Consider the following 6,929-nt stretch of genomic DNA (forward strand, 5'->3'; position numbering starts at 1 on the left):
TACTATGGCCTTTGCTGACTTCTCGCTCCGTGGTCCCACGTCGCCCTTTCAGGCACAAGGCGAGATCTCCCCGGGTAAGAACGCACTCCTTCTCTGCACAACCGCCAGATCTACGCCGCTTCGTCTTGATCACGAGAGCTTCGCGGTCCTTTGCCCGCTCGCCCTGCTCGGCAGCGCCTTCTATCCGGTTCTTGTCCATCGGCTCGCAGATTACGATCCACGCTTCCTTCCCACGCTCGGTCACCCTCACGCAGTTGCGCTTCACTTCGTTCGCTGTGATCAACTTACGGCGGGACTTGCACCCGCAGGAGTGCGCCCGTGCCGGGCGCACAAAGCAAAAAGGCCAGTCCGAAGATTGGCCTAAATGCTTGATTCTATTGGTCGGGGCGGCGGGATTCGAAGACGCAACCACCCCTAGTGTTTGCAAGGCCTACAGGCCAATTCTACAATTTTGTCCCACATTTGTCCCAGCGACGTCGGCATTTTGCGTCTGCTTGGACAGCTCCGCCATGAACGACTGAATAGCAATTTCATCCTGCTCATTGTCCGACTCCTCTTCGCTATCGTCCTCCGAGTAATCAACCGCGACGTCACCGGCACGCGCATCGAGTATCGAGCGCAGACGTTGCCACTTCTCTGACTGTGCCGCCGCAACAAGAGTGCCTGCCGCTTGAAGTCCGCCTGACGGAATCCAGTGGCCGTACACCTTGATGAGCATTGACCAGTCTGCGTGGCCCATTTGTTGTGCGACATACATCACGTTCTCGCCGGACGACAGATGCATCGATGCAAACGTGTGCCGCGTTTGATAAGGGCGCCGATAGCGTATGCCAGCAGCCGCCAAAGCTCGTTTCCAGCGTCTTGTGATTTTGCTTTCGTTTTTCCACCGCTGCTTCGTGAACGGGTTGGGAAAGACCCAGCCACCAGGTGCACCAAAAAGTGCAAGTTGTGCTTCCAGTGCAGCTTTTGCGGGGGGCAGTAGGTGAACCCACCTTTGCTTGTTAGTCTTCGTCGTTTTTAGGACGCCGCGAGATACTGAGCGACGGACCAATATGCGATTCTTGTCGAGTTGCAAATCGCTTGCGCGTAGTCCGATGATTTCGCCTGTTCTGAGGCCGGTCCAGAAGGCAAAAGTCATCTGATTGCCCATGGGAGCATCGAGGTGGAGAATGATTTTCTCGATTTCATCAGTTGTGAACGGGTCGGGCGCTTTTTCGTCTTTCAAAAAGCCAACAACGTCACCTTCGGGCAGCGGGGCATCCAAATCAGCTTCTACATCTTCGGAGGTTTTCGTTCGTGCGTGGCTTGTCTGTACCAGCGGCTTAATTGTTGCAAACGGATTTATTGGTAGGTTTTTCAGCATGACCTCGCGAGTCATCGCACCGCGTAGCGGAATCATCAAATTGTCAATACGCTTGCCTTTTAATCCCTCGTCCAACAATTGTTGTCGCATTGCGCTAATCATCACGTCTGTGACAAGCGTAATAGGAAGTTGGCCGAAAATGTGGTGGTCATGCGGGTTAAACGGTCGTGCTGGGCCCCCTTCATGTTGCTTGAGAAAGAGGCGTTGGTCGACGACGTGGTCTTTGGTGAACGGCACATAGTCGGACGCAGCGACCACAGACGCGCAGAACTTGAATATCTTGAGCTGATTGCGAATCTCACGGTCGTAGTCATTTGCCGAGTTCTCGCCGATGGTATTCCGTCTCGACTGCATCCATTCGTCCAAAGCGATTCCGACTGTTCGAACAGTCTCAACAGCTACCGATTTCGGCTTTATTTTTCTGCTCAGTGGAAATTCTTCGGCGTACTCGTCGTCGCTGAATTTTCCGAGTGTGATAAGTTGCTGTACACGTTCCAGTTTTCTCGCGACTTCTTGGACGAAGGCTACTGTCGGCGTCCCTCGTAAAGGTTCCGATACGCGGGTACCGTTGTATTGGAAGCGAATCTCGACGCTTTTTCGGTTGCGTATGCGAATTCCCGGTGGAATCAGAATGCCTACTGGGTGCTCAGCGCATTCAGAACCGGGGTAGTGGGTCGCCCCCGGCGGTACAGCCAATGAGGCATTTTTTTCGAGAATCGATTTGGGTCTTGACGACGGGAATCCCTTAGGCATTTAGACCTCCCGACATCCAATTCTGGATTGACACGAGGTTGAATACCAAGCGATTGTCGGGCGCTTTTCGCCAGTGAACGCCTTCTCGCCAGACCCCGAGCCATTTCTTTTTGCGGATTGCGTCGTCTGAATAACCCGTGTATTCGACGACTTTCTCAATCGTCACCCAGTGCGACTTCAGTTTGAATTCATCGATGACTAGACCGCTCGCTTTCATGCAATTTCTCCATTGAAAGCGACGTGTAGCAAACCGCGACTTGCGGTCGTTTTTAGGGCTTTTTAGAGATGATGCTCGATGCGCTAAGCGGCTGAGGCGTGGGCCAAGCGCCGCTGTAGCTTGAGGGCGGTCAAGGGGGGGGCAATAAAAAGGTGTGTGAGGGGGCGGAAACGAGAACAGCGGGCGCACAATACCTCCAACAAACATGTTGAAAGCATAGGTGCGTGCTTGGCCCGAGCTGTATTAATCCAAATTAGAGCCGAAACATCAGAAAACAACCGTTTTCACCATCAAGCATTATGCTTGGCGCGCGATAGGCAACGGTAGCCCTTGGCTCTTTGCTAATCGTACTAATTTATGGGGTCGTCGGCAATTAGCACTGGGAGGACTCGGCTAACGCTGTCCTCGGAACAGTCACCCGCGCGCTCGCAGTTCATCAATATGTGCGCTGAGTCGCCCTAGAGAAACATCCCGTTTGAGATGCGCGTAGTGCGCTATTACAGTTTCCAGTCGTTCATTGAGCAGCTCCGCCACAGTCAGGAAATCGTTGGGGTGTTTTGTAAGCCAGGCAGTCGCAACGAGATGCCTGATGCTATGAGGGCCAAAGCCGGGGCATCCGGGGATTAACCGCTTCGACAGCTCGAAAACGCAGCTATCCAAATCTGCCCAAGGACGCTCGGAGGGAGTGGCGACAAGGAAATATGGATTTGTAACCCCTTTTAGGATGACCGGTCGAAATTCCTCAATGTAGGAATCAATCATTTCTCCAACCCAGTTGGTAATTTCGACGTCGTATGGCCTATGGCGCAATTCTTGAGCCCCGTTTTTTATCAAGACACTTTCAAGTCGCAAGCGCCAGGTTCCGTCGCTCTTCCGATAGACATTGCCTTGGTTGTTGGGGAGCCAAGTGAGGGTGCTCATTGTTCTGAGTCGTAAGGGATTGGACGCAAGAAAAGCAAATAGAAGGGCATTGCGTCGATGGCGTGCTTCGACCACTCCACCAGGAACTGAACTAGCGGCGAGTTGCTCAATGCTACGAACAGTGTTTATTAGCGGGAGTAGTGGGTCTGTGGAACTCAGTAAGCTGGCTATTGGCTCCGAGGGCTTACGATTATTGTCCGAGGAGTCTTGAATCCATGCGTCAGCCACAGCAGATGTTCTTGCGCATAGGCTTCTCCACGATTCTTCTGATGTTGGTCTGACCGAGTCCGGTAACTGTAACCGCAGTTCTGGGTGCCACCATAGGAAACCGCGTTCGGGACGTGTGAGTTGATTTACCAAGCGGGAAAACCCCGCTTGCCCGCCGTGTTTTAGTCCGTCTGAGCGCTCTGTCAGAAACTTGAGATAGCCTTCTATAAGAGTTGCTTGGCAGAACCATGCAAGGGTTTGCACGTCCTCATGCGCATATCCGCCACCGCCATGTTCGCTCGGACGTCGAATCCATCCAAGATATCTCCGAACAATACCCAGCGCCCACTCAGCGGTTGGGCACGAAAGATTTCCGCGCATGGCAAGCTTCGGGCAGCTAGTGCTAGTACCCGGCGGTAGCAAACGCCAGCTGCGTTGTCCTTTGTAGTGTCGTGTGGAGGCGTGTGACGTCTTTTCGTCAAACCAGAGCGTCCACTCATTTCGCAGCGCGGCGGTCATCTCTGCTTCGGGTAATGCGTACGGGTCTCGTATACGTCTGCTTAGTTGTGCTCTGTATGCAATTTCACAAGGCTTTGTGTTTTCACTATGCAAACTCGGTTTTACCGGCTTTACGAGTGAAGTCAGCTCGTCACGTGGGAGTTCCAATGCGGTTTCAACTCGACGTAGGGATGGGATGCTGTTCTGGCTTGGAATGGCTCCTCTGAGCCAGCGGCGAATAGATGTAGGGCTAGCGTTACTTCTTTTCGCGAGTTCTTCCGCGGTGGTTCCTAGTCTCGCGAGAGCAAAGCGTAACCGGTTGCCGAGTTCGGTATCGTTATCAACGACGGGGGCGCTTGATTTGGATTTGCTCTCTTCGAAGAGGCGACGCAGCAGGTTTAAGTGTGAGCGGCGGTCGCGTTTCGTTCGTCCAGCGACTGTGATTTGGCTGAGATATTGATTAGATTTCTGTTCGTATCCCGAAGCGAGTTCGATGCCCACGCGCGACTCGAGCGGCTTTCCGAGGAACGTTAGGTACGAGTTTAGTGTGCTGAGGTGATTGCGATAAGTTTGTGGTGATGCGGACGTTACCTCGTTGGTTGAGTCAATGATGACGTTGAAATGGCTTTGTAGTTTGCTGATGAGTTCTTTGTAGGTGATATTCAAATTCTGCTCCAAAGGTGAGCTCGTGTAGCCAAAAACAAATGAACTGACCTCGGGAATAACGTTACAAGCCGTCGTTACCGTATAACGATAGTGTTGTAATGCATTGTATTCTTGGGTTTTTCTTTTCATAAATTGTCCTCCGGATTTACAGTCTGGAGAACGTCTTGACGTTACAGACTTGGCGTACGAGAAAGTTGTTGGTGCTGACCTATAGCCAACCGGTTTTATATTTCGACTATCGATGAGTTAGATGTGAGTTGAAACGAAGTCAAGCGACAGGGCCAGTTGCTATACAAATGGCAGGAATATCCTGCCTTTTGGAAAGGCAACGACATGAAAGAAACTGAGCAGCTGAGTGGGAAAGAGCTCGAAGAGGCATTCGTACGGTCTGCATATGGCGAAGTGATTGGAGGCGTGGATGGCCCTCTAGTCGCTTTGGTAGCGGACGGCACAGTTGCCGTTTTCGCCGATAAGGCAAACCCTCCCGAAATATTGATTTGTGACATTTCGGGCGATGAGGCGCTCGCTGTTTTCGGTATTTTGCAGAAGCACGGCGCCTCATTTGAGGCAGACCCGCACCATTCTGCACAGGTACGATGCAGTATCTTCGATACTGTCGCAGTAGGCGAAAGCTATCTGATAGCAGGAATGCGCGCCTTTGTTATGTATGCAGCAAGCAGAAAACTAAAGGCGTAAGTGATTAAGGCGGGCCTACTGGCCCGCCATTTTTTCGCGGCTTTTCGGCTGGCGCTCTGCTCGAAGCAGGGCTGGTTTGAGCACGGATGCGCATTTCATTCAAAAGTCATCAGCCATGACATGTCGCTCACCCGAGTCTTCTAAAACACCTAGGTTCTAAAAGTACCGCCAACTATCGGTGGTTAGACGGGGTTCCCGATTCTTCGGAAGAACTCTGATGACCATCCACAGCCACGCCCACCGCCCTAGGGGGCAACAATGCTTTACCAACACGCCTGCTCAACTCACTGCGAACTATCGAGATAGTGCATCTGCTGCGCGGAAGCTGAGCGTCTTGCAGCCGTGCAACAGCAGTTTTTCCGAAGGCAGTGTCCGCTTGGGCGGACGCGTTGGTACGAGTGTTACCCCGTTGAACGCAATGCTTTGCACTTGCGTCACCGACATCTAGCTGTGACGCTTTCCGCGCTCATACTGCCGCGATTGCCGAGGCGTCCTTACTGTACGAATGACCTTTCGCGCGGTTTGCGCATCCGTTCGGCCGACGATGCGCGCCATTTTCGTTATCTGCAAATTAACCCGCACGTACTGAAACATTGGCTGGTTTTCGACATCGACTACCCTTGTGGGGGATTCTCTTGGGAACGGTCGCATGTCGCCCCTCCGAATCTCTTTTGCACGAATCCGGCAAACGGACACGCCCATCTCGCGTACTTGCTATCGACGCCTGTAGTCACATCGGAACTCGCTCGCGAAACACCGCTTCGATACGCTGCCTCAGTTGAAACGGCATATGCACTTGCATTGCGCAGCGACCGAGCGTTTGGCGGATTAATCACTAAGAATCCGCTTCATTCTGCGTGGAAAACACTCTTTCTTCACGCTCACGCGTACGAACTGGGCGAACTTGCGGACTGGGTTGTACTCCCACGACGGCCCCCTAGGCGGGACTCGGCGACGTGGGGGTTGGGGCGTAATGTCCAGCTCTTCGACGAACTTCGCACGTGGGCATACAACTGGGTTCGTACCTACAGGAATAACGATGCAACACTTGAGCAGTGGTACGCGGCACTACTGCACGAAGCAGCTGCGATGAATTCCCGTTTTAGCGTTCCGCTCGGGTTTTCCGAGGTCTGTGCAACGACCAAATCCATTGCGCGCTGGACCTGGCGACAGTTCACAGAAGAAAGATTTCGGGCGATTCAGCGTGCTCGCGGTCGGAAGAGCGGAGTAGCTCGTCGAAAAAACTCTGCTGAAGAAAGGAAACCATGGCTTACGGAGGGAATCAGCCGTAGTACCTATTGCTCCGGCCCGATGAAGTATTAAGCGGCATACTTGACGCGCCGGTCTTGGAAGTAACGGATGACGCGCTCGGGGTTTTGCTCCAGCTTCATCATGTGCGAGCTGGCGGCCTCCCGTAGTTTCGCTTTGGTACGTACGGGAACCCGCTTGCCCATTTCTTGTTTGAGATCTGCGTTGAGACGTTCCTCTGGGTTGAGCTGAGGGCTATAGCTCGGGAGGTAGAACAGTTCGATTTGATCTGCTCGCTCGGCGACCCAAGCCTTCACGAGCTTGCTGTGATGTACGCGCAGATTATCCAGAATCAGGAAT

Annotated in this window: 7 protein-coding genes; 2 read left to right on the forward strand and 5 right to left on the reverse strand. The window is 52.9% G+C overall.

Translation table 11 applies throughout. The features are described from left to right. The 4 genes from BO74_RS20180 to BO74_RS20195 all read right to left on the reverse strand — a co-directional run. Positions 1-244: hypothetical protein (locus tag BO74_RS20180; RefSeq protein WP_496445043.1), on the reverse strand; the 244-nt coding region annotated here is incomplete at its 3' end. Positions 245-430: 186 nt separating this feature from the next. Further along, complete coding sequence (locus BO74_RS20185; RefSeq protein ID WP_496445045.1) at positions 431-2,116, reverse strand: tyrosine-type recombinase/integrase; 1,686 nt, start codon at positions 2,114-2,116, stop codon at positions 431-433. Further along, the gene (xisR, locus tag BO74_RS20190; protein WP_496445046.1) at positions 2,109-2,333 is read right to left on the reverse strand and encodes an excisionase family protein; all 225 of its coding nucleotides are present in this window, start codon (positions 2,331-2,333) and stop codon (positions 2,109-2,111) included. The genes BO74_RS20185 and xisR overlap by 8 nt, the downstream gene beginning before the upstream one ends. A gap of 414 nt (positions 2,334-2,747) precedes the next feature. Beyond that, on the reverse strand, positions 2,748-4,754 hold the full coding sequence (locus BO74_RS20195) for a hypothetical protein (RefSeq protein WP_496445048.1): 2,007 nt from the start codon (positions 4,752-4,754) through the stop codon (positions 2,748-2,750). A 204-nt stretch (positions 4,755-4,958) separates the two neighbouring features. Here BO74_RS20195 and BO74_RS20200 point away from each other — a divergent pair, with 204 nt between their 5' ends. Together BO74_RS20200 and BO74_RS20205 are read left to right on the forward strand one after the other, a co-directional pair. After that, positions 4,959-5,321, forward strand: a complete 363-nt coding sequence (locus BO74_RS20200) for a hypothetical protein (RefSeq protein WP_496445050.1) — start codon at positions 4,959-4,961, stop codon at positions 5,319-5,321. 450 nt (positions 5,322-5,771) lie between these two features. Continuing rightward, on the forward strand, positions 5,772-6,644 hold the full coding sequence (locus BO74_RS20205) for a replication initiation protein (RefSeq protein WP_496445052.1): 873 nt from the start codon (positions 5,772-5,774) through the stop codon (positions 6,642-6,644). On the opposite strand, the gene BO74_RS20210 is transcribed toward BO74_RS20205, so the two are convergent. Continuing rightward, a partial coding sequence (locus tag BO74_RS20210; protein WP_496445054.1) for a transposase occupies positions 6,641-6,929 on the reverse strand: 289 nt, incomplete at its 5' end. The genes BO74_RS20205 and BO74_RS20210 overlap by 4 nt on opposite strands.

The sequence above is a fragment of the Propionivibrio pelophilus DSM 12018 genome (assembly GCF_059569095.1).